General features: G+C 66.1%; 25 protein-coding genes. 15 read left to right on the top strand and 10 right to left on the bottom strand.

Features of this window, described 5'->3' with window-relative positions:
* Positions 1-35: 35 nt before the first annotated feature.
* From CFB45_RS03710 to CFB45_RS03700, 3 genes are all read left to right on the top strand, one after another.
* On the top strand, positions 36-1,187 hold the full coding sequence (locus CFB45_RS03710) for a glycosyltransferase family 4 protein (protein WP_089424572.1): 1,152 nt from the start codon (positions 36-38) through the stop codon (positions 1,185-1,187).
* A 27-nt stretch (positions 1,188-1,214) separates the two neighbouring features.
* Entirely contained in the window at positions 1,215-3,227 is a 2,013-nt protein-coding gene (locus CFB45_RS03705) for a capsular polysaccharide biosynthesis protein (RefSeq protein ID WP_089425849.1), read from the top strand.
* 254 nt (positions 3,228-3,481) lie between these two features.
* Positions 3,482-4,294 carry a mechanosensitive ion channel family protein gene (locus tag CFB45_RS03700; protein ID WP_089424571.1) on the top strand — a complete coding sequence of 271 codons (813 nt, stop codon included), beginning with the start codon at positions 3,482-3,484 and terminating at the stop codon, positions 4,292-4,294.
* An 80-nt stretch (positions 4,295-4,374) separates the two neighbouring features.
* On the opposite strand, the gene CFB45_RS03695 is transcribed toward CFB45_RS03700, so the two are convergent.
* Complete coding sequence (locus tag CFB45_RS03695; protein WP_179255036.1) at positions 4,375-5,058, bottom strand: DedA family protein; 684 nt, start codon at positions 5,056-5,058, stop codon at positions 4,375-4,377.
* Positions 5,059-5,231: 173 nt separating this feature from the next.
* Here CFB45_RS03695 and mutL point away from each other — a divergent pair, with 173 nt between their 5' ends.
* The gene (gene mutL / locus CFB45_RS03690) at positions 5,232-7,223 is read left to right on the top strand and encodes a DNA mismatch repair endonuclease MutL (protein WP_089424569.1); all 1,992 of its coding nucleotides are present in this window, start codon (positions 5,232-5,234) and stop codon (positions 7,221-7,223) included.
* The gene (miaA, locus tag CFB45_RS03685; protein ID WP_089424568.1) at positions 7,220-8,200 is read left to right on the top strand and encodes a tRNA (adenosine(37)-N6)-dimethylallyltransferase MiaA; all 981 of its coding nucleotides are present in this window, start codon (positions 7,220-7,222) and stop codon (positions 8,198-8,200) included. The genes mutL and miaA overlap by 4 nt, the downstream gene beginning before the upstream one ends.
* Before the next feature lie 5 nt (positions 8,201-8,205).
* Here miaA and tetR read toward each other — a convergent pair whose 3' ends face one another.
* A complete protein-coding gene (gene tetR / locus CFB45_RS03680; protein ID WP_089424567.1) occupies positions 8,206-8,838 on the bottom strand; it encodes a tetracycline resistance transcriptional repressor TetR in 633 nt (210 codons plus the stop codon).
* Positions 8,839-8,901: 63 nt separating this feature from the next.
* Here tetR and tet point away from each other — a divergent pair, with 63 nt between their 5' ends.
* Positions 8,902-10,095, top strand: a complete 1,194-nt coding sequence (gene tet / locus CFB45_RS03675; RefSeq protein ID WP_089424566.1) for a Tet(A)/Tet(B)/Tet(C) family tetracycline efflux MFS transporter — start codon at positions 8,902-8,904, stop codon at positions 10,093-10,095.
* 22 nt (positions 10,096-10,117) lie between these two features.
* On the opposite strand, the gene CFB45_RS03670 is transcribed toward tet, so the two are convergent.
* Both CFB45_RS03670 and purM read right to left on the bottom strand, forming a co-directional pair.
* Positions 10,118-10,513 (bottom strand): YybH family protein, encoded by a 396-nt coding sequence (locus tag CFB45_RS03670; RefSeq protein ID WP_089424565.1) that lies wholly within the window; start codon positions 10,511-10,513, stop codon positions 10,118-10,120.
* Between the two features lie 112 nt (positions 10,514-10,625).
* Entirely contained in the window at positions 10,626-11,681 is a 1,056-nt protein-coding gene (gene purM / locus CFB45_RS03665) for a phosphoribosylformylglycinamidine cyclo-ligase (RefSeq protein WP_006484927.1), read from the bottom strand.
* 250 nt (positions 11,682-11,931) lie between these two features.
* On the opposite strand from purM, the gene hda reads away from it, so the two are divergent.
* The 8 genes from hda (at position 11,932) to CFB45_RS38155 (ending at position 18,035) form a co-directional block, all read left to right on the top strand.
* A complete protein-coding gene (hda, locus tag CFB45_RS03660) occupies positions 11,932-12,666 on the top strand; it encodes a DnaA regulatory inactivator Hda (RefSeq protein ID WP_006484992.1) in 735 nt (244 codons plus the stop codon).
* Between the two features lie 11 nt (positions 12,667-12,677).
* Positions 12,678-13,355: an HAD family hydrolase gene (locus CFB45_RS03655; protein ID WP_089424564.1), complete on the top strand. Its 678-nt coding sequence runs from the start codon at positions 12,678-12,680 to the stop codon at positions 13,353-13,355.
* Between the two features lie 5 nt (positions 13,356-13,360).
* On the top strand, positions 13,361-14,899 hold the full coding sequence (gene pcnB, locus CFB45_RS03650; protein ID WP_089424563.1) for a polynucleotide adenylyltransferase PcnB: 1,539 nt from the start codon (positions 13,361-13,363) through the stop codon (positions 14,897-14,899).
* 35 nt (positions 14,900-14,934) lie between these two features.
* A complete protein-coding gene (gene folK / locus CFB45_RS03645; RefSeq protein ID WP_089424562.1) occupies positions 14,935-15,477 on the top strand; it encodes a 2-amino-4-hydroxy-6-hydroxymethyldihydropteridine diphosphokinase in 543 nt (180 codons plus the stop codon).
* Positions 15,474-16,160 carry a deoxynucleoside kinase gene (locus CFB45_RS03640; protein WP_089424561.1) on the top strand — a complete coding sequence of 229 codons (687 nt, stop codon included), beginning with the start codon at positions 15,474-15,476 and terminating at the stop codon, positions 16,158-16,160. Before folK ends, CFB45_RS03640 begins: the two co-directional genes overlap by 4 nt.
* Positions 16,161-16,205: 45 nt before the next feature.
* Entirely contained in the window at positions 16,206-17,021 is an 816-nt protein-coding gene (gene panB, locus CFB45_RS03635; protein ID WP_089424560.1) for a 3-methyl-2-oxobutanoate hydroxymethyltransferase, read from the top strand.
* A gap of 187 nt (positions 17,022-17,208) precedes the next feature.
* A complete protein-coding gene (locus CFB45_RS03630; protein ID WP_089424559.1) occupies positions 17,209-17,589 on the top strand; it encodes a BPSL0067 family protein in 381 nt (126 codons plus the stop codon).
* Positions 17,589-18,035 carry an STY0301 family protein gene (locus tag CFB45_RS38155; protein WP_144025158.1) on the top strand — a complete coding sequence of 149 codons (447 nt, stop codon included), beginning with the start codon at positions 17,589-17,591 and terminating at the stop codon, positions 18,033-18,035. The genes CFB45_RS03630 and CFB45_RS38155 overlap by 1 nt, the downstream gene beginning before the upstream one ends.
* 7 nt (positions 18,036-18,042) lie before the next feature.
* Here CFB45_RS38155 and CFB45_RS03625 read toward each other — a convergent pair whose 3' ends face one another.
* The 5 genes from CFB45_RS03625 to grpE form a co-directional block, all read right to left on the bottom strand.
* Entirely contained in the window at positions 18,043-19,962 is a 1,920-nt protein-coding gene (locus tag CFB45_RS03625; RefSeq protein ID WP_089424558.1) for a chorismate-binding protein, read from the bottom strand.
* A 13-nt stretch (positions 19,963-19,975) separates the two neighbouring features.
* Entirely contained in the window at positions 19,976-21,112 is a 1,137-nt protein-coding gene (dnaJ, locus tag CFB45_RS03620; RefSeq protein WP_089424557.1) for a molecular chaperone DnaJ, read from the bottom strand.
* 265 nt (positions 21,113-21,377) lie between these two features.
* Entirely contained in the window at positions 21,378-23,330 is a 1,953-nt protein-coding gene (dnaK, locus tag CFB45_RS03615; protein WP_089424556.1) for a molecular chaperone DnaK, read from the bottom strand.
* 162 nt (positions 23,331-23,492) lie between these two features.
* Positions 23,493-23,918, bottom strand: coding sequence for a thioredoxin family protein (locus CFB45_RS03610; RefSeq protein WP_089424555.1), 426 nt, complete (start codon positions 23,916-23,918; stop codon positions 23,493-23,495).
* A gap of 10 nt (positions 23,919-23,928) precedes the next feature.
* Entirely contained in the window at positions 23,929-24,474 is a 546-nt protein-coding gene (gene grpE, locus CFB45_RS03605; RefSeq protein WP_089424554.1) for a nucleotide exchange factor GrpE, read from the bottom strand.
* Positions 24,475-24,829: 355 nt separating this feature from the next.
* Between grpE and CFB45_RS38920 the strand changes: the two genes are divergently transcribed.
* The gene (locus tag CFB45_RS38920; RefSeq protein ID WP_006476841.1) at positions 24,830-24,991 is read left to right on the top strand and encodes a hypothetical protein; all 162 of its coding nucleotides are present in this window, start codon (positions 24,830-24,832) and stop codon (positions 24,989-24,991) included.
* Here CFB45_RS38920 and CFB45_RS03595 read toward each other — a convergent pair.
* Entirely contained in the window at positions 24,963-25,370 is a 408-nt protein-coding gene (locus tag CFB45_RS03595) for an RNA-binding S4 domain-containing protein (RefSeq protein WP_011351021.1), read from the bottom strand. The two genes, CFB45_RS38920 and CFB45_RS03595, sit on opposite strands and share 29 nt — an antisense overlap.
* Positions 25,371-25,374: the final 4 nt, after the last annotated feature.

Below are 25,374 nucleotides of genomic sequence, written 5' to 3'. Positions count from 1 at the left end.
TTTCGTTTCCGCACGCACAACCAAATTTCACCTGCGTGACAAAAATACTTCTAGACGTCACTCGTCTCGCCACCCGATTTTATGATGGCCTGATCCCCACCGGGGTAGACAGAGTAGGACTGGCTTACATTCGCAAATATGGCGACCGCGCACGCGCAGTCCTGAGTGAACGCGGTTTTTCCACCGTTTTGACGGAAAAAGACTCGCAGAAGATGTTTTCGCTGCTGCTCGCGTCTGATCGCGACCGATGGGCACTGCGCAGAATAATTGCTTCTGCGTTACTAAACCGGCTTCGATCGGTGAAATTCGATCGCGCAATTTTGTTGCATACAAGTCACAACGGGATGGAGTTCACCCGTTACTACCGGGCGATGGCGCAACGCAACGCGCGCTCGGTCTTCATGGTCCACGATCTCATTCCGCTAACCCACGCGGAGTATTGCCGCCCTGGCGTGGACGCATCGCATCGTGCCCGCATCCATACAGCACTCCGACATGCGAGTGGCCTGATCAGCAATTCACAGGCGACCTACGACGAATTGGCGAACGAGGCCCGGCAAGCGTCGCTGCCGCTCCCGCCAGTCGTCGTCGCTCCACTCGCACCTGCCGTGGAACCTCATCCACCGAGCCCGGCTCCGATCGATGGCCCGTACTTCGTGATGCTCAGTACGATCGAGCCGCGCAAGAACCACTGGTTCATCTTGCATGTCTGGCGGCGCCTGGTCGAACAGATGGGGGAAACCGCACCCAAGCTCGTGGTCATCGGCCGGCGCGGCTGGGAATGCGAGAACGTCGTCGATATGCTGGAGCGCTGCGCAACGATTCGCGGTGCGGTTATCGAAGAATCGGATTGCAGCGACGAACGACTGCATGCGTGGTTGCAACATGCACGAGCGCTCATCTTCCCATCGTTCGCCGAAGGCTACGGGATGCCGCTCGTCGAGGCACTGATGTTGGGCGTGCCGGTGCTCGCCAGCGACTTGCCGGTCTTTCACGAGATTGCATCGGACATTCCCGATTATCTCGACCCGCTCGACGGGCCGGGATGGCTTGCACGGATTCGCGAGTACGCTCGCTCGGACGGCAGCGAGCGGGCGAATCAGCTCACGCGGATCGAGCGCTTTCGAGCACCGACCTGGGCTGAGCACTTCGATCGCATCGATGGCTTCCTCGATTCGCTCCGGTAAATGATTCCGGCACCCACTGAGCACTCGATGACGTCCGAATCCCGGTCATTCGACGCAAGTGCAACCGCACGCGGCAAACGCATGATCGGCTGGCTGACCGGAAAGTCGCCGTTCGTGTGGATCGATTCGTGGCTTGGCGTCGCGCTTGCCCGAACGTCCGCGTCGATCGGACGTACCGTGTACCCTGCATGCCCCGGTCCGATCTTCGCCCGGCACGCAACTCACGCTCCGCCTCTTTCGTGGTTCTGCGTTCCGTCGGATCTGGTTGCGCGCGGTGGACTGGTCGCCGCACTCGAAGGCCTGCTGGCGGCCACGCCTGTCACCGACACAGACAGGCGATGTCGCGACCTGATGCGCCGCGTGCTCGACAGCGACGCGTTGCACGTTCGCCATCAGCTAGCCGAATTGCCGGATGCATGGCACGAATCCGGTGGTGGCAAACGCATTGTGCTGATCGATGAACGCGAAACGTCGCATACCGATATCTGCACGCCGGCAACACTCCGCCGAAAGAATTTTGCTGCAATGGCGGATGCAGCGCGTGCGGTGCACCGCGATGCAGACCTTTGGATCTTGCGTTCCGCCGATGCAGGTGCTGGCAACTGGCTTTCGACGAAAACGCAACTGCACGGGAATGCAAGGATTCTCGACGTCGCGCATTCCTTGCGGGACGTGCTGCGGCGCGCCGACGCCGTCCATGTCGTGGGTGCATCTGAGGGGATGGCGGCGCTTCTGGCCGGCGTCCCTGTTCATGTGTTCGGCACGCCCTACTACGCAGGCTGGGGACTGACGCATGACCACACCGCCATGCCAGAGCGCCGTGCGCGGCCCTCGGCATCAGCGTTATTCGATGCCGCGTTCCTTCAGCTCGCGCGCTACCTTGACCCGGCACACGGCACACAAGGCACGCTCGATACTGCACTCGACTGCGTCGAGCTGCAGCACGCCGTAGCCGACCGATACAGGGATCTCAGCCAAGTGGCCGGCGTGCGCTTCCAGTGGTGGAAGCGGCCTTACGCCACGCCCTACCTGTCGGCGGGAGGCGGAACGTTGCGCTGGATCGCAGATCCGCGCGACGCCCACACCGACGAACACGCGGCGATATGGGGGGGGCGGTCAGCCGAAGGCCTGCCCGCCGGCGTCGCCCATGTCCGGATCGAAGACGGCTTTATCCATTCGACAGGACTCGGCTCCGACATGTCGCCACCGTGCAGCCAGGTCATCGACCGCCGCGGCCTGTATTTCGACGCGAGTCGTCCGAGCGACCTGACCGTCATCCTTAACCAGACCACGTTCGACGAAGCGGAATTGCGGCGCGCGGCAGCACTCAGGCAGGACATCGTGCGGCTCGGCCTCACGAAATACAATCTCGGCCGCCAGGCGCCGACATGGCACATCCCTCATGACAAGCGTGTAGTACTCGTCGCCGGCCAGGTTGCGGACGACGCGTCGATCCGACTGGGAACCGGCACGATAGCCACATCGGAAGCCTTGTTAAAGGAAGTGCGTGCTCGCCGACCGGACGCATTCATCATTTACAAACCGCATCCGGACGTACTGTCCGGCAATCGCGCCGGGCTCGTCGATGCAGAACACCTTGCGGACATCGTCGATGCGGACGCGGATCTCATTTCGCTGATCGACGTGACGGACGAGTTGCATACGCTCTCGTCGCTCGCCGGCTTCGATGCATTGATGCGTGGGAAGGAAGTCCATACCTATGGTCTGCCCTTTTATGCTGGCTGGGGGCTGACGCACGATGCGCTGGAACAGCCGTGGCGCGAACGCCGACTATCGCTCGACATGCTGACGGCGGGAGTGCTGCTCCGTTACGCCATTTATTGGGACTGGCAGCTCTCGTTGTTCACAACGCCTGAAGCAATCGCCCGGCAACTCGCACCGGATGCAGCTCGGCCGCTTGAGAAAATACGCGGAAACCGCGCCCGCCCGCTCGTCAAGGCAATACGCTGGACGCGCAACGCGATACGTTATGCCGGGTGGCAGGGGCGGCAATATTTTCGCGATCGAACGATACGCTAACGACGATCGGTACGTCCGCTGCCTGACGACATAAGCACTCACGGAATCGTCAAGCATCTTCTACTCGACCCGGTTCAGATGTCATTTTGCATGGGACCGGCGCCCGCCGCTGCCAGCACGCACACGCGTCCTGCCCGTTTTTCATTACGTCAACCAATGTCAGCCCGGTTGCCCGCCCCTCCCAGGTCAGGTTATAAAAGCGCCACCCATCCGGTGCATGCGCCGGCCTTTCTACCCCTGACTTCGGAGAACGCATGATCGATCTCGCCACAGCCCAGCAATTCCTGATGACCCGCGGTCTCGACTTCGGCCTCAACCTCCTCGCCGCGATCGTGTTGTGGTTCATCGGCCGCTGGGCGATCCGCATCGGCACGCGCCTGCTCGGCAAGGTCGTGCGCCGCAGCGGCAAGGTCGACCCGACACTGACCGACTACCTGACGTCCGTCGTCGGCGTGCTGCTGACGATCCTGCTGATCCTCGCGATCCTGCAGATCTTCGGCGTTCAGACGACCTCGTTCGCCGCGTTGCTCGCCGGCCTCGGCCTCGCGATCGGCACCGCCTGGGGCGGCCTGCTCGCGCATTTCGCCGCAGGCGTGTTCATGCAGGTGCTGCGCCCGTTCAAGATCGGCGACGTGATCAGCGCAGGCGGCGTCACGGGTACGGTGAAGGAGCTCGGCCTGTTCGGCACGACGATCGTCACCGCCGACAACATCGTGACGATCGTCGGCAACAACAAGATCTTCTCGGACAACATCGCGAACTACAGTGCCACGCCGCACCGCCGCGTCGACCTGACCGCGAAGATCGCGAACAGCGTCGATGCGGTCGACGCGATCAACCGCCTGAAGACGTCGATCCAGCAGATCCCGAACGTGCTGACCACCCCGGCGCCGGACGTCGGCGTGCTGCAGTTCACGCCGGAAGGCCCGCTGCTGTTCGTGCGCCCGTCCACGGCACCCGAGAACTACTGGCAGGTGTATTGCGACACCAACCGCGTGATCATCGAGACGTTCCGCGACGCGCAATACCCGACGCCCGAAACCCCGATCTCGCATCGCAACGCGTAACGGCGGCACCGGACGAAAAAAAAGCGTGGCAGCCGCCACGCTTTTTTTACTGCACCGAGACGAGAACGAAACGCTCCTGCTCAACGCCCGCCCGCCTTCGGCGCATTATCCGACTGCTTCCCCCGCACCAGCTTCCACACCGCACCCAGCGCAACCGGCACAACCGCCGCCCCGATCCCGACCAGCACGATCACGTTCAGGTACTGGCGGATGAACGGGATGTTGCCGAAGAAATAGCCGAGCAGCACGAGCAGCAGCACCCACACCAGCGCACCGATCACGTTGAAGAGCTGGAAGCGCGTGGCGCTCATCGACGACGCACCCGCGACGAACGGCGCGAACGTCCGCACGACCGGAATGAAGCGTGCGAGCACGATCGTCTTGCCGCCGTGCTTGTCGTAGAACGAGTGGGTCTTCTGCAGCGCGGCGCGATCGAGGAAGCGCTCGAGCACCGGGATATGCGTATTGAACACCTTCGGGCCGATCCAGCGGCCGATCATGTAGTTCACCGTGTTGCCGGAAATCGCCGCGACGAGCAGCAGCACGATCAGCAGGCCGACATTCATCTCGCCGGTCGCCGCGAACGCGCCGCCGATGAACAGCAGCGAATCGCCGGGCAGGAACGGAAACACGACTAGCCCCGTCTCGCAGAACACGATCAGGAACAGCACGAGATAGACCCACGCGCCGTACTGCCGGATGAAATCGCCGAGGAAAGCGTCGATATGCAGGACAAGGTTGACGAAATGAAGCAGCGTATCCAAATGCGATTCCTCGAAGGCGATAGGGCCGGAACGGCCGAAAAAGGCTGAAGCGCCCACCGGTCAAGGCCGGGCGTGTTACGGACCCATGATACCGAAACTACCTTAAGGCTCCGTGAAAAAACGTAACCGCCGGTCGCCCCGGCACGCATTCGCCGCCTCGTTATAATTCGGCCATGTCCGATATCACCGAAACGGCCGCGGGCGCCGCGCCCGCCCCTGCTCCGCGCCCGCTGCGCGCGATCCAGCCCCTGCCCGACCAGCTGATCAGCCAGATCGCCGCCGGCGAGGTCGTCGAACGCCCGGCGTCGGTCGTCAAGGAGCTGCTCGAAAACGCGATGGACGCCGGCGCCAGCACGCTGCGCATCGTGCTGGAAGAAGGCGGCGTCAAGCGCATCTCGATAACCGACGATGGTTGCGGGATTCCGCCGGACGAGCTGGCGCTCGCACTGATGCGCCATGCCACCAGCAAGATCCGCTCGCTCGAGGAGCTCGAGGCGGTCGCGACGCTCGGGTTCCGCGGCGAAGCGCTCGCGTCGATCGCGTCGGTCGCCGAGATGTCGATCACGAGCCGGACGGCCGAGGCCGCGCATGCGATGAAGATCGACGCGCAGACGGGCGTGCTGTCGCCGGCCGCCGGCGCGACCGGCACGACGATCGAGGTGCGCGAGCTGTACTTCAACACGCCCGCGCGGCGCAAGTTCCTGAAGAGCGAGCAGACCGAGTTCGGCCACTGCCTGGAAATGATTCGCCGCGCGGCGCTCGCGCGGCCGGACGTCGCGATCTCGGTGCTGCACAACGGCAAGGCGGTCGAGCACTGGAATGCGACCGAGCCGGCGCAGCGCGTCGCGAAGATCCTCGGCGACAGCTTCGCGACCGCGCACCTGCCGCTCGACGAGCAGGCCGGCCCGCTCGCGGTCTACGGCTGCGCCGGCCTGCCGACCGCGAGCCGCGGTCGCGCCGACCAGCAATACTTCTTCGTCAACGGCCGCTTCGTGCGCGACAAGCTGCTGACGCACGCAGTGCGCGCGGCCTACGAGGACGTGCTGCACGGCGACCGCTACCCGTCGTATGTGCTGTTTCTTGACCTTCCTCCCGAAGCCGTCGACGTGAACGTGCACCCGTCGAAGATCGAGGTGCGCTTCCGCGATTCGCGCTCGATCCACCAATATGTTTTCCATGCGGTTCAGCGCGCGTTGGCGCGCCACGCGGGCGCGTCGCCGGAAACCACGGGGGGCGGCCATGCCGCGCAACTCTCACCGGCACCGCGCGGGCCCGCTTCGTTCCTGGACACACCGCTCGGGCAGAGCCAGGGCCACGCAACCGGCAGCGGCGGTAGCGGCTTCTCGTCGCCGTCGTCGTCCTCGTCGTCGGGCAACACGTGGATGCGCCAGGCGCGGATGACCCAGGGTACGCTGCCCGTTGCGCAGCCGCTCGCGCTCTATGACGCGCTGTTCGGCCGCAAGGACACGGGCGCGGGCACGCCGGACGGCACGACGACCCTCGCACGCGATTCGGCCGACGCGCCGATCGCACCGCTGTCGGGCTTCACCGCGTCGCCGATCGCTGCGACCACGCACGACGAGCAGCCGCTCGGCTTCGCGCTGGGCCAGATCCACGGCATTTACGTGCTCGCACAAAATGCGCACGGCCTCGTGATCGTCGACATGCACGCGGCGCACGAGCGGATCCTGTACGAACAGTTCAAGAACGCGCTTGCCGACCGCTCGGTCGCCGTGCAGGCGCTGCTGCTGCCGATCTCGATGACGGCCACGCCGGTCGAGATCGGTACGGTCGAGGAAGAGCGCGACACGCTCGAATCGCTCGGCTTCGACCTGGCGGTGCTGTCGCCGACGACGCTCGCGATCCGCGCGGTCCCGGCGCTGCTGAAGGATGCCGACCTGCAATCGCTCGCGCGCGCGGTGCTCGCCGACCTGCACGCGTTCGGCGGCTCGCGCGTGCTCACCGAGCGTCAGCACGAACTGCTCGGCACGCTCGCGTGTCACCATGCGGTGCGCGCGAACCGGCGCCTGACGCTCGACGAGATGAACGGGCTGCTGCGGCAGATGGAAGCGACCGAACGCGCGGACCAGTGCAATCACGGCCGGCCGACGTGGTATCAGCTCACGCTGAACGATCTCGACCGCCTCTTCATGCGCGGACAATGAGCGCAGCACAGCACGCCAACCCCAGCCCGACGACGATCGCCTGCCTGCTCGGCCCCACCGCATCGGGCAAGACGGCCGCGGCGCTGGCGCTCACCGCGCGCCGCCCGATCGAGATCGTCAGCGTCGATTCGGCGCTCGTCTACCGCGACATGGATATCGGCACCGCGAAACCGTCGCGCGACGAGCGCGCGAGCGTGCCGCATCACCTGATCGACATCATCGATCCGGCCGACGCGTATTCGGCCGCGAGTTTCCGCGCGGACACGTTGCGCCTGATCGGCGAGATCGCCGCGCGCGGCCGCACGCCGCTGCTCGCGGGCGGCACGATGCTGTACTACAAGGCGCTGACGCAGGGGCTCAACGACCTGCCGGGCGCTGATCCGGACGTGCGCGCAATGCTCGATGCCGAAGCCGAGCGCGATGGCTGGCCCGCGCTGCACGCGCGGCTCGCGCAGGTCGATCCCGACACGGCCGCGCGACTCGCGCCAAACGATTCGCAGCGGATCCAGCGTGCGCTCGAAGTGTTCATGCTGAGCGGGCAGCCGATGTCGGTGCTGCTTGCCGCGCCGCGCCGCACCGACGATGCGGCCGCCGCTTACCGCTTCGTGCCGGTCGCGCTCGAACCGTCGGATCGCGCAGTACTGCACAAACGGATCGAACAGCGCTTCGATGCGATGCTCGACGCGGGCTTCATCGACGAAGTCGAACGGCTGCGTCGTCGCGAGGACCTCCATCCCGATCTGCCGTCGATGCGCTGCGTCGGCTACCGGCAAGCGTGGGAATTCCTCGACGGCGATACCGACTACCGGACGATGCGCGACAAGGGCATCTTCGCAACGCGCCAGCTCTGCAAGCGCCAGATCACCTGGCTGCGCGCGATGCCGGAGCGGATTGTCGTCGACTGCATCGCGCCGGACTCGACGGCCCGCGCACTCGACGCGCTCGAACGCGTGCTCGACGGCCGCACGCCGGGCTGACCGCGTCAGCCGCGCTTGCGCGCTGCCAGGCGCGCACGGGCGCCGTCGACGATCAACGCAACGCCACGCTCGAACGCCTCGTCGCCGCTGCGCGCGCGCAGCGCGGCCCAACCCTTCGCGAGCAGCGGATACTCGGCCGCGTCCGGCAGCGGTGCATCGGCGTCGCCGTCCGGTTCCGCCTGCTCTTCCAGCACCCATCCGACCACGAAGCGGCCCAGCGCATACATCACGTCGACCGCCTCGTCCGGCGCGAAACCCGCGTCGCCGAGCAGCGCGACCTTGCGTTCGATCGAGCCGAAATGCAGTGCGCGCGGCCGCGTCCCGGCATGCAGGCGCGCGCCGTCGCGATAGGCCAGCAGCGCACGACGAAAACTGCGCGCGTTGTCCAAAAGCCACGCATCCCACGCTTCGCCCGGCCGCGGCAGCGACGCATCGTGACGCTCGAGCATGATCGCCTCGGCCATCGCGTCGAGCAGTTCGCCCTTGTTCTTGAAATGCCAGTAAAGCGTCGGCGACTGCACGCCGAGCCGCTCGGCGAGTTTCCGCGTCGACAACCCGTCGATACCGACTTCGTCGAGCAGGTCAAGCGCCGCGCGCAATACCGTGTCGCGCGTCAGCCGCGCCCCTGTGTCCTTCATCTCTATCACCGATAGGGAAAGCTGTGGAATAATCGCTACTCTATCACCGATAGAGTCACGCTCTTGAATCCATCCCTGATTGCCATCCTGGCCACGGTCCTGCTCGACGCGATCGGCGTCGGGATCGTGATGCCGATCCTGCCCGGGCTGCTGCGCTCGCTCGCCGACGCAGGCAGCACCGACACCCATTACGGGATCCTGCTCGCGCTGTACGCGTTCGCGCAGTTCCTGTGCGCCCCGCTGCTCGGCGCGCTGAGCGACCGCTTCGGCCGCCGGCCCGTCCTGCTCGCGTCGCTCGCGGGCGCCGCGCTCGACTACTTGCTGATGGCGCTCGCGCCGACGCTCGCCTGGCTTTATGTGGGGCGGTTGATCGCGGGCATCACCGGCGCGAACGTCGCGGTCGCGACTGCCTACGTCACCGACGTCACCGCCGAACCCGATCGCGCACGACGCTTCGGCCAGCTCGGCGCGATGATGGGCATCGGCTTCATCGCCGGCCCGCTGATCGGCGGCCTGCTCGGCGCGCTGCACCTGCGCGCACCGTTCGTCGCGGCCGCCGTGCTCAACGCACTCAATCTCGTGCTGGTCTGGCGCGCGCTGCCGGAATCACGGCCGCGTTCGGCCCGCGAAGGCCATGCGGTTGGCGCGCTCAATCCGTTCGCGAGCCTGCGACAGCTGACCGGCACGCCCGCGCTCGCACCGCTGATCGGCATTTACGTGATCGTGGCGCTGGTGTCGCAGGCACCGGCAACACTGTGGATCCTGTACGGCCAGGAGCATTTCGGCTGGTCGACGCCGATCGCGGGGCTGTCGCTGGCGGGGTACGGCGCGTGTCACGCGCTCGCGCAGGCCTTCGCGATCGGGCCGCTGATCGCGCGGCTCGGCGAGCGCCGTGCGCTGGCTCTGGGCCTCGCGGGCGACGCGCTCGGGCTCGCGGCGATCGCGTTCGCGACCGCCGCGTGGGTACCGTTCGCGCTGCTGCCGCTGTTCGCGGCGGGCGGCATGACGCTGCCGGCCCTGCAGGCGATGCTCGCGCGGCAGGTCGACGATGCGCGCCAGGGTGAACTGCAAGGCGCGCTCGCGAGCGTGGCGAGCCTGATCGGCGTCGCGGGGCCGCTGGTCGTCACCGCGACCTATGCGGCGACACGCGCGACGTGGCCGGGGCTCGTCTGGGCCGCGGCCGCGCTGCTTTATCTGCTCGTCCCGCCGTTGCTGGCCGGTGCGCGGCCGGCGGGCGCGACACGGCCGTCCGCATGAGCGTCGGCGCGCACCGCCGCGCTCACTGCGCGAGCGTCACCAGATTCGCGTCGCGCACGAGCTGCCAGCGGCCGTCGGCCTTGCGGAAGATCGTCAGCGTATGGCCCGAACGGCGGATCGTCTCGCCGCCCGGCGGGGTCGCCTCGATCTCGATGAAATTGCGCATGTACGCCCAGTCGCCCAGCACGCGCAGTTCGTCGATCCGGTAACGGCCGTCGATCGTCGCCGCGTTGCCGCCCCCGGCGTTCGCGTCGCGCGACGCGGCCGCAAACGCCGCCTTGTCGAACGGCGGCTTGCCGGCCACCATGAAGATCGCGTCGTCGGCGATCAGGTCGAGCACCGTCGCCAGGTCGCCACGCCGGCTCGACACGAACCAGTTGTCCACGAGCTCGCGGATCGCGCGTTCGTCTTCGGTCATCGTCGTCCCTCCTTCATCGGCGCGCGCCCGTACGCCACGCAACGCCCGAAAAAAAAACCGCCCGGATCGACTCCGGGCGGCTTTCCTTGCTGCATCTGCTGCGGGCAGTGCGTCAGACCACGACCGTCTGCGCCTCGCCTTCGCGGGTCGCACGCACGGTGCCGATCTTCCACACCTGTTCGCCGGCGGCGGTCAGGTCGGCGATCGCTGCGTCGGCATCGGCCGCCGACACGATCACGGCCATGCCGATGCCGCAGTTGAACACGCGGTGCATTTCGGCATCGGCGACACCGCCGTGCTCCTGCAGCCACTTGAACAGCGGCGGCAGCGGCCATGCGTTCTGGTCGAGCTCGGCGGTGAGGCCTTCGCGCAGCACGCGCGGAATGTTCTCGACGAGACCGCCGCCCGTGATGTGCGCCATGCCCTTCACCGACAGCTTCTGCATCAGTGCGAGCAGCGGCTTCACGTAGATGCGCGTGGGGGCCATCAGCGCGTCGGCCAGCGAGCGGCCGTGGAAATCGGCCGACAGGTCGGGGTTCGCGCGCTCGATGATCTTGCGCACGAGCGAGAAGCCGTTCGAGTGGATGCCGCTCGATGCGAGGCCCAGCACCACGTCGCCTTCGGCGATCGTGCTGCCGTCGATGATCTTGCTCTTCTCGACCGCGCCGACCGCGAAGCCGGCCAGGTCGTATTCGCCGTCCGGGTACATGCCCGGCATTTCGGCCGTCTCACCGCCGATCAGCGCGCAGCCCGACAGTTCGCAACCCTGCGCGATGCCCTTGACGACCGTTGCGGCGGTGTCGACGTCGAGCTTGCCGCACGCGAAGTAGTCGAGGAAGAACAGCGGCTCGGCGCCCTGCACGAGGATGTCGTTCACGCTCATCGCGACGAGATCCTGGCCGACGGTGTCGTGTTTGTTCAGATGAAACGCCAGCTTGAGCTTGGTGCCCACGCCGTCGGTGCCCGATACGAGCACGGGCTCCTTGTACTTCTTCGGCACTTCGAACAGCGCGCCGAACCCGCCGATGCCGCCGAGCACGCCGTCGCGCAGGGTTTTCTTCGCAAAAGGCTTGATCTTGTCGATGAGTGCGTCGCCCGCGTCGATGTCGACACCTGCGTCGCGATAGGACAGACCCTGAGCGTCGGGAGCGGATTTCGGAGGATTCATGGGGGAATGCGAGAAGGTCGGTAAAATGCGATTTTACCCGAAGCCGGCCCGTTGGCCGGAATTCCCAGCACCGAATCGTCAGGGATTGCATCTTGGTCAACACGTCCCCGTTTTCATCGCCGAGCGAACCGCGCCGAAACCGGCGTGGCGCCGTGCGTGCGGCCGCGCGTGAAGCCCGTGAAGACGCAAGCCCCGGCGCGTGCCCGGCGTACGGCGCGCGTATTTTCAACCGACCCGCATTGTGACTGTTGTGTCTCGTCAACTGACGCTCGATCTCGGCACGCCGCCGCCCGCCACGTTCGACAACTTCATCATGAACGAGGAGAACGACGAGCTCATCTCGCGCCTGCAGAAGCTCGACCTCGCGCTCGCGGCGGGCCCCGTGCCGGACCGGTCGTTCTACATCTGGGGCGAGCCCGGCTGCGGCCGCACCCATCTGCTGCAGGCGCTCGTGAGCGACGCGTCGTACGGCTATGCGCGCTACCTGACGCCGCAGAGCCCGCTCGGCGCGTTCACGTTCGACCCGCGCATCGGCATCTACGCGATCGACGACTGCGACCGGATGAGCGACACGCAGCAGGTCGCGCTGTTCAACCTGTTCAACGAAGTGCGCGCGCACCCGTCGAGCGCGTTCGTCGCGGCGGGCCCCGCGGCGCCGCTCGCGCTCGACGTGCGCGAGGATCTCCGCACGCGCCTCGGCTGGGGGCTCGTGTTCCACCTGTCGCCGCCGTCCGACGCCGGCAAGATCGCCGTGCTCAAGCTCGCGGCGAAGGAGCGCGGAATCGCGCTCACCGACGACATCGCCGCCTACCTGCTGACCCATTTCCGCCGCGACATGCCGAGCCTGATGGCGCTGCTCGACGCGCTCGACCGCTTCTCGCTCGAGCAGAAACGCGCCGTCACGCTGCCGTTGCTGCGCCGCATGCTGGCGCGTCCCGGCGACGACATCACACCACCGGGCACGGGCCCGAACCGCTTCGAGTAAAATGCGCTTCCATGACTAATCTGGCACTCTTTGACCTCGATCACACGCTGATCCCGACCGATAGCGACCACGAATGGGGCCGCTTCATGGTGAAGCTCGGCATCGTCGACGCGGAAAGCTTCTCGCGTCAGAACGATCAGTTCTTCGCCGACTACAAGGCCGGCAAGCTCGACATCCACGCGTACCTCACGGCGATGATCACGCCGCTCGCGAAGTATTCGCGCGCGCAGCTGGCCGAATGGCACGATCAGTACATGCACGAGGTGATCCGGCCCGCCATGACACCCGCCGCGCTCGAGCTCGTGCGCAAGCACCTCGATGCGGGCGACCTGTGCTGCGTCGTGACGGCGACCAACGAATTCATCACGCGCCCGATCGCGTCCGCGTTCGGCGTCGACACGCTGATCGCCTGCGAGGTCGAAACGACCGACGGGCATCCCGATTCGCCGTACACGGGCCGGCCGACCGGCACGCCGAGCTATCGCGAAGGCAAGATCGTGCGGACCGAAGCGTGGCTCGCGTCGCTCGGCAAGCAATGGAGCGACTTCCCGCACACCTATTTCTACAGCGACTCGCACAACGACATCCCGTTGCTCGAGAAAGTCACCGACCCGATCGCGACCAACCCTGACGACACGCTGCGCGCGCATGCAAGCAACCGCGGCTGGCGCATCCTCGATCTCTTCTGAACGTCGTGATCAAAAAATTCATCCGCAAGCTGCTCGGCCAGGACGAAACCGAGCAAACGTCTCCCGCAACGGCCCCGGCCGACGAAGCGGCCCCTGCTACCCCGCGCGCCCCGAAGGGCGCCCGCGGCGGCGGCGCGAAGAAACCGCGCAGCAACCATGAACCGACCGTCGTGCCGGCCAGCGTGCACGGCATCAACCCGGCGCTGATCTCGAAGAATGCCGTGCGCGTGACCGACACGCTGCAGCAGGCGGGCTTCCGTGCCTTCATCGTCGGCGGTGCGGTACGCGACCTGCTGCTCGGCATCGCGCCGAAGGACTTCGACGTCGCGACCGACGCCACGCCGACCGAGGTGCAGCGCCTGTTCCGCCGCGCACGCCTGATCGGCCGCCGCTTCCAGATCGTCCACGTGCAGTTCGGCCAGGAGCTGATCGAGGTCTCGACGTTCCGCGCGCTGGTCGATGCGCCGCCCGAGGCGGCCGCTGCCGAGCCGCCGAAGCGCCTGAAGCGCGACGAACTCGATCGCCGCACGCATGCGGTGGACGCGAGCGGCCGCGTGCTGCGCGACAACGTGTGGGGCGAGCAGCACGAAGACGCCGCGCGCCGCGACTTCACGATCAACGCGATGTACTACGACCCGTCGACGCAGACGGTGCTCGACTACCACGACGGGATGGCCGACGTGCGCGCCCGCCTGTTGCGGATGATCGGCGATCCGGCCACGCGCTTCCGCGAGGATCCGGTGCGGATGCTGCGCGTCGTGCGCTTCGCGGCCAAGCTCGGTTTCGAGATCGAGCCGCATACGCGCGAACCGATCAACGCGCTCGCCGACCTAATCAACAACGTGCCGGCCGCGCGCCTGTTCGACGAAATGCTGAAGCTGCTGCTGTCGGGCCACGCGCTCGCGTGCCTGCAGCGGCTGCGCAAGGAGGGCCTGCACCACGGGCTGCTGCCGCTGCTCGACGTCGTGCTCGAACAGCCGCAGGGCGAGAAGTTCATCACGCTCGCGCTGAACAACACCGATGCACGCGTGCGCGCCGGCAAGCCGGTCTCGCCGGGCTTCCTGTTCGCGACGCTGCTGTGGCACGACATGCGCCAGCGCTTCGAGCAATACACGGCCGAAGGCGAAATCCCGGTGCCGGCGCTCCATCGCGCGATGGACGACGTGCTCGACATGCAGACCGAGAAACTCGCGATCCACAAGCGTTACTCGGCCGACATGCGCGAGATCTGGGGCCTGCAGCTGCGTCTCGAGAAACGCTCGGGCCGCAGCGCGATGCGGCTGCTGGAACACCAAAGGTTTAGAGCGGGGTATGATTTCCTCCTGTTACGCTGCGAATCCGGCGAGCTCGATATGGAAGTCGGACAGTGGTGGACGGATTTCATCGAAGGCGACGCGGCCGCTCGCGAGGCATTGCTCACGCAGGGCGGCACGAAGGAAAAATCGCCCCGCAAGCGGCGCCGCCGCGGCGGCGTGCGAAACCGCAAGCCGGGTGAAGGTGCCGCCGAGCCGGCACCGGACGCCTCGGGCGGTTCCGACGACTGACGCGCTCGCCGGCGAACGACGTAGGAAGTGATGCCATGACGGTTGCATATATCGGACTGGGGGCGAATCTCGGCGATGCGCGCCAGACCCTGAAGGACGCGGTGGTGTGCCTTGCGCAGCAGCGCACCATCTCGATCCTCGGCAAATCGAGCCTGTATCGCACGGCGCCCTTCGAAGCGGGCGGCGACGACTACTACAACTGCGTCGTCAAGCTCGACACGACGCTGTCGGCCCGCGAGCTGCTCGCGCTGTGCCAGAAGATCGAACATCACTTCGGCCGCGAGCGCCCGTATCGCAATGCGCCGCGCACGCTCGATCTCGACATCCTGCTGTTCGGCGACGATTCGATCGACGAGCCTGACCTGATCGTCCCGCATCCGCGCCTCACCGACCGTGCGTTCGCGCTCGTGCCGCTCGTCGAGATCGAGCCGGCACTCGACATCCCCGCGCGCGGCCGGGCCGACACCTTCCTCGCCGCCGTCGCGGACCAGCGCGTCGAGAAGGTGCAGACCTGCCAGTGCCTGATGCAGAAGGCGCTCGCTGCCAGCGAAGACGCCGACAAGAACCGCTGCCGATGACCCCGACTCCCCTCACCGTCACCGCGCCCGACCTGCGCGCCCCGCACCGCTATCTCGTGATCGAAGGCCCGATCGGCGTCGGCAAGACGACGCTCGCGCGCCTGCTCGGCGAACGCTGGTCGATGCAGACGCTGCTCGAGCGCCCGCAGGACAACCCGTTCCTCGAACGCTTCTATCGCGATACCGCGCGCTACGCGCTGCCCGTGCAGCTGTCGTTCGCGCTGCAGCGCGCGCAGCAGGCACGCGAGCTGATCGGTGCGCTCGACACGGGCCGCCCGGTCATCGCCGATTTCATGCCGCAGAAGAACGACATCTTCGCGCGGCTGAACCTGCCGGAAGACGAGTGGCAGCTCTACCGCTCGGTCGCGACGCACGTGGACGTGCCGCAGGCGCCGTCGCCCGATCTCGTCGTCTACCTGCAGGCGAGCCCCGAAGTGCTGTTCTCGCGCATCCAGAAGCGCGGGCTGCCGATGGAGCTGCAGATCAGCGATGCGTACCTGCGCTCGCTCGTCGACGCGTACAACGAATTCTTCTACCACTACGACCGCACGCCGGTGCTGACGGTCGCCGCGGAACACCTGAATCCGCTGGATTCCCCCGAAGATCTCGCCCTGCTGGTCGAGCGCATCGAGACGATGCGCGGCCGCAAGGAATTCTTCGTCAAGGGCGAGACGACGCGCTGACGCGTCCTCGCCTGTCGTTCCTCACCTATTCGAACCGGATTTCCCATGACCTATCTCCAGGAATCGAGCCGGCCTGCCGTCACGGTGCCCAAGCTGCAGGCAATGCGCGACGCCGGCGAGAAGATCGCGATGCTCACCTGCTACGACGCGAGCTTTGCCGCACTGCTCGACCGTTCGGGCGTCGACGTGCTGCTGATCGGCGATTCGCTCGGCAACGTGCTGCAGGGCCACACGACCACGCTGCCCGTGTCGCTCGACGACATCGCGTATCACACCGCCTGCGTCGCCCGCGCGCAGCCGCGCGCGCTGATCATGGCCGACCTGCCGTTCGGCACGTACGGCACGCCGGCCGAGGCATTCGCAAGCAGCGTCAAGCTGATGCGCGCTGGTGCGCAGATGGTCAAGCTCGAAGGCGGCGAATGGCTCGCCGAGACGGTCCGCTTCCTCGTCGAGCGCGCGGTGCCCGTGTGTGCGCACGTGGGCCTCACGCCGCAGTCGGTGCACGCGTTCGGCGGCTTCAAGGTGCAAGGCAAGACCGAAGCCGGCGCCGCGCAACTGCTGCGCGACGCGCGTGCGGTCGAAGCGGCCGGGGCGCAGGTCGTCCTGCTCGAAGCCGTGCCGACGCTGATCGGGTCCGAGGTCACGCAGATGCTGCGCGTGCCGACGATCGGCATCGGTGCAGGCGCCGACTGCTCGGGCCAGGTGCTCGTGCTGCACGACATGCTCGGCGTGTTCCCCGGCAAGCGGCCGCGCTTCGTGAAGGATTTCATGCAGGGCGAGCCGAACATCCAGGCGGCCGTCGAAGCATACGTGCGCGCGGTGAAGGATGGTTCGTTCCCGGGCCCGGAACACTCGTTCTGATCGGGCCGGCAGCGCCGTGGGGCGCTGCCGACGACCGCATAACACACTCGCTGACGCGGCCAGCAATACGGTATGCCGTTTCTCGTACAGCATCGCCGGACAACGCGTACTTTCTAACTCGTCCTATTTCCGCTCATCTTCGCCGCTGCGACCATCAAACCTTCGTCAACCGAAGGAGTGGTAAAAGATGGCTCATGTGTATGAGAAGGCGGCCGAACTCGTCGGGCAAAAGCTGGCGGGCGACGGCGAATGCGTCGCGCTGGTCAAAATTTATACTTCCGTCGGCCCCACCGCCATCTGGCGCCCGGAAAAAAAAGCAAGCGGCGACTGGAGTATTCGCGCCGGAACCGTGATTGCAACTTTCGAGAATGATCGCTACCCAAGCCGATCGCATGGCAATCATGCGGCGTTCTATCTGTGCCAGGATGTGCGCGGTATCCACGTCGTTGAACAATGGCGCTCACTCAAGGCAATTCAGAGGAGATGCATTCCGTTCAAAGGCAAAGACAAAAATGGCCGTTACATCGACCCGAGCAATAACGCCGATGCATTTTCTGTCGTGAAATGATGATGCTCATCCGCCAAAATCCGTATCGATTGCTCGCCGTCGCTGCGCTCGCATACGTTTCGCTCGTCGCATCACCCGCGTCCGCCGCGACAACGGATTGTCCTACGCGACTCGCCGTTACCCAGCAGCTCGACGGTCAACCGCCCGATGGTTGGAAAAGCTTCGACACGCAAAGCTCCTATCCGCTTGCCAGCGTCACCTTCTGGTCAGGGCCGCCGGATCGGAGGGCGTCGTTGTTGCCGAACCGCTCGCGCTCCGAGTCCAAAGGCGACATTTATATCTGGTCGCTCGCCGAAAGCCGTGAAGACTACTGGATTTCGTGCGACTACGGCAATACGAGCGTTGTAATCGCACGGCCACTGGGCAAGCAGGCACAGACTTGCGTCGCGCGCTACAGACGTGGGCACGCCATCGTACAAAGCTGGCAATGTACACCGCAGAAGTAATCTGCGTTCAGGCCGATGTGCAGCCGTGAATCAGCCGCGCCGCCACCGGCCCGCGCAGCGCATTGCAAATCATCAACTCATCCGCGTTCAGCACATCGTCGAGCGTCAGCGCACGCTCTTTTGCGCCGAGTACCGGATCGTCGAGCAGCACGCCGCGCATCACGCCCGGCAGCACGCCCGATTCGAGCGGCGGCGTCACCCACTGGCCGTCGAGCTTCACGAACAGGTTCGAGCGCCCGCCTTCCGTTACCTCGCCGCGCTCGTTGACGAACAGCATGTCGAACCCGCCAAGTGCCTCCGCGGCCTGCCACGCGCGGTCGTATTCCGCACGGCGCGTGGTCTTGTGCAGCAGCAGCGCGTCGCTCGCACGGGTCGGCGCGAAGCCGTGCGCGGGCGCCAGCAGCACGCCGACCGGCCCCGCCGGCAGCGGCTTGAGCGGCGCCGTGATGATCTCGATCGTGCCGTCCTTCGCGAGCGCGAGCTTCATCCGGTAAGCGCCGTCGCCGTCGAACGCCGCGCAGCGCGCGTCGATCTCGCGCCGTAACGCATCGGCATCGAAGCGGAAGCCGAACGCATCCGCGCTGCGCTGCAGCCGCGCGAGATGGCGATCGAGATGCCGGATGCCGTCCGCACGCGTGGCGGCCGTCGTTTCGAACAGCTGGAAGCCGGGATCGGCGTCCGTCAGGAATCGTGCTTTCAATTCGCACTCCGCATATTCGTCGGCTGCGACGCTGTCGAGCACGATGCCCGCGCCGACGCCCATCGTGCCGCGGCGCCGTCCGGCTGAGGCAGTGACCGTGCCGTCCGCGTCGTTGCCAACGCCGGCCGCATCGAGCGTCAGCGTCCGGATCGCCACCGACAGGCAGAAATCGCCGCCGCCGGCCGTGCCGCCGTGCGACGCATCGCCCGCGACTTCATTCGGCGCATCGAGCCAGCCGATCGCGCCCGTATAGAGCCCGCGCGGCGTCGACTCGATCGCGTCGATCAGTTCCATCGTCTTGTGCTTCGGCGCGCCCGTGATCGATCCGCACGGAAACAGCGCACGCAGCATCTGCGCGAACGTCGTCCCGTCGCGCCAGCCGGCCTCGACCGTCGACGTCATCTGCCACACCGACGCATACGGCTCGACGGAGAACAGCGCCGGCACGCGAACCGTCCCGGTGCGCGCGATCCGCGACACGTCGTTGCGCAGCAGGTCGACGATCATCACGTTTTCCGCGCGGTTCTTCGGATCGTTCGCGAGGAACGTGGCTGCCGCCGCATCGTCGCGAGGGTCGGCCGAACGCGGTGCCGTGCCCTTCATCGGCCGTGCGCGGAGCACGTCGCCGTGCTTCTCGACGAACAGCTCGGGCGAGCACGACACGACCCACGGTCCGTCGGGCAACGCGATCAGCGCGCCGTAGCGCACGGGCTGGCGCGCGCGCAGCCGCCGGTACAGCGCGAGCGGCGTGCCGAACACGTCGAAGTTCAGCCGGTACGTGTAGTTGACCTGATACGAATCGCCCGCGCGCAGCGCGTCGTGCACCGCGGCGATCGCTGCATCGAACGCATCGCGCGACACGCTCTTTTCGACATGCGCGACGCCCGCGATCGACGGCGCGCCGCCGCCATCCTGCTGCGCGAGCCACGCGTCGACTTCGTCGCGCGACAGGCGCTCGCAGCGCGCAAACAGCAAAAAGCGCAGCGGGGCATGGCCCGGCTGCGCTCGTTGCAAATCTCGTCCGAATTCGTAATCGCCGACGACGACCGCATGCAGCCCGTCGCGCAGATCCTGCGCCACCGCCGCGTCGACCTCGTCGAGCCGAGCCGGATCCGTGCACACGCGTTCGCGCACGAACCCCGAATACAAACGACTCGACCGCGCGAACGCGGTCGAGTCGCAATCGTCCAAGAGCGCGAACGACGCGCTCTCGTTGCCTTCAGTCATGCTGTTACTCGAGTTACTCGAAGAAGCTCTTCACACGATCGAACCAGCTCTTGCTCTGCGGGCTGTGACGCGCGCCGCCCTCGGCCAGCGATTTCTCGAACTGCTTGAGCAGGTCGCGCTGGTTGTCGGTCAGCTTCACCGGCGTCTCGACCTGAACGTGGACGTACAGATCGCCCGCGATGCTCGAACGCAGCCCCTTGATGCCCTTGCCGCGCAGGCGGAACGTCTTGCCCGACTGCGTGCCTTCCGGCACCGGGAACGACGCACGGCCGGCCAGCGTCGGCACCTCGATCTCGCCGCCGAGCGCGGCGGTCGTGAACGGGATCGGCATCTGGCAGTGGAGATCGTCGCCGTCGCGCTCGAACACCGAATGCGGCTTGATGTGGATCTCGACGTACAGGTCGCCCGGCGGCCCGCCGTTGATGCCCGGCTCGCCGTTGCCGGCCGAGCGGATCCGCATCCCGTCGTCGATCCCGGCCGGGATCTTCACTTCGAGCGTCTTGGTTTCCTTCACCTTGCCCGACCCGTGGCAATGCACGCACGGCTCGGGGATGTAGGTGCCCGTGCCATGGCACTTCGGGCAGGTCTGCTGGATGCTGAAGAAGCCCTGCGACATGCGCACCGTGCCCTGGCCGTGACAGGTCGGGCAGGTTTCCGGCTTCGTGCCGGGCTTCGCACCCGACCCGTGGCAGACCTCGCACGACGCCCAGCTCGGCACGCGGATCTGCGTGTCGTAGCCGTGTGCGGCCTGCTCGAGCGTGATTTCCATGCTGTAGCGCAGGTCGGCGCCGCGATACACCTGCGGGCCGCCACGGCCGCCGCGCGCGGCGCCGCCCGCCGCCTGGCCGAAGATGTCGCCGAAGATGTCGCCGAACGCGTCCGCGAAGCCGCCGAAGCCCTGTGCGCCCGCACCGCCCATGTTCGGATCGACGCCCGCGTGGCCGTACTGGTCGTACGCTGCCCGCTTCTGGCCGTCCGACAGCATTTCATAGGCTTCCTTCACCTCCTTGAAATGCTCTTCCGCATCCTTGCTGTCCGGATTGCGGTCAGGGTGATACTTCATCGCAAGCTTGCGATACGCCTTCTTGATTTCGTCGTCGCTCGCATTCTTCGCGACGCCCAGAACCTCGTAGTAATCCCGTTTCGCCATATCGATTCACTGTGCCGCCACGCATCGCGCACGCGGCGGCTCCTTTCGCCTGCAGTAAAGTCTCTCGACTCGTCTGGCGCTGCGCCCGCCGCGGACGGCGCGTGCAGCACCCGCCAAAAAACAAATGTGCCCGGAGGGCCGCGAAGCCCGCCAGGCGTGGAGTCGATCCGGCCATCCGGAAGGAAAGACAGACCGCTTGTCAGCCAACCCGTCAGCCGCGCCGCGCGCGGGTGGCGCGCGGCGTGCGGCACCGGGGCAACCCGGCTTAGTCCTTCTTCACTTCCTTGAACTCGGCGTCGACGACATCGTCGGCAGCCTGTTGCGCACCGCCCGCGTGGGCCGCGCCTTCCGCTGCGCCCGCTGCACCGGCCGCACCTGCTTGCTGGGCCTGCATGTCGGCGTACATCTTTTCGCCGAGCTTCTGCGACACCTTGCCGAGCTCCTCGACCTTCGCGTCGATCGCAGCCTTGTCGGCCGACGAGTCCTTCAGCACTTCCTCAAGCGACTTCAGCGACGCTTCGATGGCTTCCTTCTCGCCCGCGTCCAGCTTGTCGCCGTACTCGGTCAGCGCCTTCTTCGTGCTGTGGACCAGCGCGTCGCCCTGGTTGCGCGAATCAGCCAGCTCGCGCAGCTTGTGATCTTCCGCTGCGTTCGCTTCCGCGTCCTTGATCATCTGGTCGATTTCAGCCTCGGACAGACCCGAGTTCGCCTTGATCGTGATCTTGTTTTCCTTGCCGGTCGCCTTGTCCTTCGCGCCGACGTGCAGGATGCCGTTCGCGTCGATGTCGAAGGTCACCTCGATCTGCGGCACGCCGCGCGGTGCCGGCGGGATGCCTTCGAGGTTGAACTCGCCGAGCAGCTTGTTGCCGGCTGCCATTTCGCGTTCGCCCTGGAACACCTTGATCGTCACGGCGCCCTGGTTGTCGTCCGCCGTCGAGTACACCTGGGCGTGCTTCGTCGGGATCGTCGTGTTCTTGCTGATCATCTTCGTCATCACGCCGCCGAGCGTCTCGATGCCGAGCGACAGCGGGGTCACGTCGAGCAGCAGCACGTCCTTGCGGTCGCCCGACAGGACCTGGCCCTGGATCGCCGCGCCGACTGCAACGGCTTCGTCCGGGTTCACGTCACGGCGCGGATCCTTGCCGAAGAATTCCTTCACCTTCTCCAGCACCTTCGGCATGCGCGTCTGGCCGCCGACCAGGATCACGTCGTCGATGTCCGACACCTTGACGCCTGCGTCCTTGATCGCGATGCGGCACGGTTCGATCGTGCGCTCGACGAGGTCTTCCACCAGCGCTTCCAGCTTCGCGCGGGTGATCTTCAGGTTCAAGTGCTTCGGGCCCGACGCGTCAGCCGTGATGTACGGCAGGTTGATTTCGGTCTGCTGGCTCGACGACAGCTCGATCTTCGCCTTTTCAGCGGCTTCCTTCAGGCGCTGCAGCGCGAGCACGTCCTTCGACAGGTCGACGCCCTGCTCCTTCTTGAACTCGCCGATGATGTAATCGATGATGCGCTGGTCGAAGTCTTCGCCGCCGAGGAACGTGTCGCCGTTGGTCGACAGCACTTCGAACTGCATTTCGCCGTCGACGTCCGCGATTTCGATGATCGACACGTCGAACGTACCGCCGCCGAGGTCATACACGGCGATCTTGCGGTCGCCCTTCTCGGCCTTGTCGAGGCCGAACGCGAGCGCAGCCGCGGTCGGCTCGTTGATGATCCGCTTGACTTCGAGGCCCGCGATGCGGCCGGCGTCCTTGGTTGCCTGGCGCTGGCTGTCGTTGAAGTACGCCGGCACCGTGATCACGGCTTCCGTGACCGGCTCGCCGAGGTAGTCTTCGGCCGTCTTCTTCATCTTGCGCAGCACTTCCGCCGACACTTGCGGCGGCGCGAGCTTCTCGCCGTGTGCCTCGACCCATGCATCGCCGTTGTCGGCCTTGATGATGGCGTACGGCATCAGGCCGATGTCCTTCTGGACTTCCTTCTCTTCGAAGCGGCGGCCGATCAGGCGCTTCACGGCGAACAGCGTGTTCTTCGGGTTGGTCACCGACTGGCGCTTGGCCGGCGCGCCGACCAGCACTTCGTTGTCGTCCATGTAGGCGATGATCGACGGCGTGGTGCGCGTGCCTTCCGAGTTCTCGATGACCTTGACCTGGTTGCCTTCCATGATGGCGACGCACGAGTTCGTGGTGCCGAGGTCAATACCGATGATCTTTCCCATTTTTTCCTAATCTCCAGAAATGCTTGTTTGCTGCGCAAAATCCCGCGTTTTGGGGCGGTTTCGCGCGCCAGAATTCAACTCTGTTCCCGAAATGCGTCCGTCCGGTTCGTTTTCAAGACCCGACGTGCGATGCGGATATTAAATTTTTTCAATCGCTGCCGGCTAGCGGATCGCCCCCGACGGATTGCCGCCCAGCGGATTGCCGCCCGCCGCGGCGATTTTCGCGCGTGCCGCCGACACCGCTGCCTGGAACTGCGCGAGGCCATGCCAGCCCGTCGCGCGGCCGAGCCGCTTGCCGCGGTGGAAGAAGAACCACGTCGGCACGCCGTGCAGCCCGAAGCGGCGCCCCAGCTGGTGGTGTTCGTACACGTTGCAATGGAACCACTTCAGGTCCAGCGCGCGGATCGCGTCGGGCTGGGCGAGCATCGCCTTCTTCGCGATCTCGCAGTTGAAGCAGTCGACGCCCCAGAAGAACACCACCGCGAGCGCATCGCCCGCGCCGTCGATCGCCGCGTCGAACGTGCCGGCGTCCAGCGCCTGCATGTCGAACGCGTCGAACGCGGCCGGATCGACGCCGGCTGGCAGCATCGCGACGGCCTTACTTCGGCTGCGCGACGGTGACGAGCGCCGGACGCAGCACGCGGTCGGCGATCATGTAGCCCTTTTGCAGCACGGTGACGACGGTGTTCGGCTCCTGGTCGGCCGGCACCATCGAAATGGCCTGGTGCTGGTGCGGATCGAACTTCTCGCCAACCGGGTTCAGCGCGACGACGCGGCCCTTCTCGAGCGCGCTCGTCAGCTGGCGCAGCGTCAGCTCGACGCCTTCGCGCACCTTCGCGATGTCGCCGGACGTATCGTTGACGGCCGCTTCCAGGCTGTCCAGCACGGGCAGCAGGTGCTCCGCAAAGCTCTCGATCGCGAACTTGTGCGCCTTCGAGACGTCGTCCTGCGCGCGGCGGCGGACGTTCTCGGTTTCGGCCTTCGCCCGCAGGAAGCTCTCCTGCAGCTCGGCGACCTTGGCTTGAGCCTCCGCGAGCGCCGCGTCGGCTGCTTCGGCGGCGGGAGCAGCGCCTTGCGCCGCCTGCTTCTCGCTGCCGATCTCTTCGGCCGATTGGGATGCCGGGTTCTCTTGCGTGTTTTCCATGTCGCTGAAAGTCGATTAGAGGTTGAAGCCAAATCGGCAACCGCCGGACCGTATATCCGGTGGCACCGCACATTGCTGGTGCAAATAAGGGTGAAAACGACGATTTCAAGAGGGTTATTCGCCGGCATTCTCCAATACCGCGAAACAACCGCGCGTCACGCCGGGGCATCGGCCGCATAGTCCGCCAGATCGGGCGAAACGGCCGGTAACAACGCTTACCTGGCAAGTACTAGCTTGGCACAGGCCCGCTGCACTACACTCCACTCAAGCGTCGGAAAAGCGTGTTTACCCCTAGCTGACTGACGCCTGACATCCACCTGGCGCCGTTTTCACCCTTCTTCTCGAGGGGAGTACCATGAAACTGACGTTTGCGATCTCGGTGGTCGCGCTGGTACTCATTGCCGGCACCACCACCATCTGCCTGTCGGGAGCCGTCACCGACCGCACGACCGAATACGGAAGCGCACGGGCGACGTTCGACCAGATGTTCAGCTCCCACCAGAAAATCTGTCGATGATGCGCCGGTCGCGCTTCGTCGGCCGGCCGTGCAATTCGGCTGCCGGCTCGCGATACGTGCGGCGCCGCTCCAGTTCGGCGAGCCGCGCGGCCCGCCCCGCTTCCGTCTCCGCGTAAAGCGTCTGCGCGACGCTCGCCGGCCCGCGCACGTCGCACACGCCGAGCACGGCAATGTGCCAGACGATGCCGTCGATCGCAATCTCGACCTCGTCGCCCACCCGCACTTCCTTCGCCGGCTTGACCGCCGCGCCGCCAATCTTCACGTGCCCCTTGTCCACCGCATCGGTCGCGAGCGAGCGCGTCTTGAAGAACCGGGCCGCCCACAGCCATTTATCGATGCGCAGCTTCGCGCCCGGTTCGGTCGAAATCTTGTAATTCATCGCG

Origin of the sequence: Burkholderia sp. HI2500, from assembly GCF_002223055.1 — a bacterium.
Lineage (GTDB): Bacteria > Pseudomonadota > Gammaproteobacteria > Burkholderiales > Burkholderiaceae > Burkholderia.
The sequence above is the reverse complement of the archived record's forward strand: the minus strand, read 5'-3'. Positions and strand labels throughout refer to the sequence as shown.

Excerpts from the sequence above, each read along its gene's own strand:
- CFB45_RS03705 (WP_089425849.1), top strand. The coding sequence starts at position 1,215 with ATGACGTCCGAATCCCGGTCATTCGACGCAAGTGCAACCGCACGCGGC.
- CFB45_RS03700 (WP_089424571.1), top strand. The coding sequence starts at position 3,482 with ATGATCGATCTCGCCACAGCCCAGCAATTCCTGATGACCCGCGGTCTC.
- mutL (WP_089424569.1), top strand. The coding sequence starts at position 5,232 with ATGTCCGATATCACCGAAACGGCCGCGGGCGCCGCGCCCGCCCCTGCT.
- miaA (WP_089424568.1), top strand. The coding sequence starts at position 7,220 with ATGAGCGCAGCACAGCACGCCAACCCCAGCCCGACGACGATCGCCTGC.
- tetR (WP_089424567.1), bottom strand. The coding sequence starts at position 8,838 with ATGAAGGACACAGGGGCGCGGCTGACGCGCGACACGGTATTGCGCGCG.
- CFB45_RS03670 (WP_089424565.1), bottom strand. The coding sequence starts at position 10,513 with ATGACCGAAGACGAACGCGCGATCCGCGAGCTCGTGGACAACTGGTTC.
- purM (WP_006484927.1), bottom strand. The coding sequence starts at position 11,681 with ATGAATCCTCCGAAATCCGCTCCCGACGCTCAGGGTCTGTCCTATCGC.
- CFB45_RS03655 (WP_089424564.1), top strand. The coding sequence starts at position 12,678 with ATGACTAATCTGGCACTCTTTGACCTCGATCACACGCTGATCCCGACC.
- folK (WP_089424562.1), top strand. The coding sequence starts at position 14,935 with ATGACGGTTGCATATATCGGACTGGGGGCGAATCTCGGCGATGCGCGC.
- CFB45_RS03640 (WP_089424561.1), top strand. The coding sequence starts at position 15,474 with ATGACCCCGACTCCCCTCACCGTCACCGCGCCCGACCTGCGCGCCCCG.
- panB (WP_089424560.1), top strand. The coding sequence starts at position 16,206 with ATGACCTATCTCCAGGAATCGAGCCGGCCTGCCGTCACGGTGCCCAAG.
- CFB45_RS03630 (WP_089424559.1), top strand. The coding sequence starts at position 17,209 with ATGGCTCATGTGTATGAGAAGGCGGCCGAACTCGTCGGGCAAAAGCTG.
- CFB45_RS38155 (WP_144025158.1), top strand. The coding sequence starts at position 17,589 with ATGATGCTCATCCGCCAAAATCCGTATCGATTGCTCGCCGTCGCTGCG.
- CFB45_RS03625 (WP_089424558.1), bottom strand. The coding sequence starts at position 19,962 with ATGACTGAAGGCAACGAGAGCGCGTCGTTCGCGCTCTTGGACGATTGC.
- dnaJ (WP_089424557.1), bottom strand. The coding sequence starts at position 21,112 with ATGGCGAAACGGGATTACTACGAGGTTCTGGGCGTCGCGAAGAATGCG.
- dnaK (WP_089424556.1), bottom strand. The coding sequence starts at position 23,330 with ATGGGAAAGATCATCGGTATTGACCTCGGCACCACGAACTCGTGCGTC.
- CFB45_RS03610 (WP_089424555.1), bottom strand. The coding sequence starts at position 23,918 with ATGCTGCCAGCCGGCGTCGATCCGGCCGCGTTCGACGCGTTCGACATG.
- grpE (WP_089424554.1), bottom strand. The coding sequence starts at position 24,474 with ATGGAAAACACGCAAGAGAACCCGGCATCCCAATCGGCCGAAGAGATC.
- CFB45_RS38920 (WP_006476841.1), top strand. The coding sequence starts at position 24,830 with ATGAAACTGACGTTTGCGATCTCGGTGGTCGCGCTGGTACTCATTGCC.
- CFB45_RS03595 (WP_011351021.1), bottom strand. The coding sequence starts at position 25,370 with ATGAATTACAAGATTTCGACCGAACCGGGCGCGAAGCTGCGCATCGAT.